The 260-nt window shown below is 69.2% G+C and carries 1 protein-coding gene; it reads left to right on the forward strand.

What is annotated here, in order from left to right:
* A partial coding sequence (locus ACQG3P_RS20245; RefSeq protein WP_426806042.1) for a potassium-transporting ATPase subunit KdpA occupies nucleotides 1-260 on the forward strand: 260 nt, incomplete at both ends.

Here is a 260-nt window from a genome sequence, read left to right on the forward strand (position 1 = left end):
TGGGATACGGCGCTGCACACGATGGTGTCGTTCCTTACCAACACCAACCCGCAGCCTGACTCCGGCCAGGCGCAGCTGTCGTACTTCTCGCAGATGACCGCGATCACCGGCCTGCAGGAGGTCACCCCGATGATGGGGCTGGCGCTGGTGGTGGCCACGCTGCGTGCGCTGTTCGGCACGGCGCCGGTAGGCGATGCCGCCGAACCCGCGCTGCCGGCCGACCGCCGGATCGACGTGGGCACCTCCGATGCCGACGTGGT

Source organism: Stenotrophomonas sp. SrG (assembly GCF_050031795.1).
Classification (GTDB): Bacteria; Pseudomonadota; Gammaproteobacteria; order Xanthomonadales; family Xanthomonadaceae; genus Stenotrophomonas; species Stenotrophomonas rhizophila_A.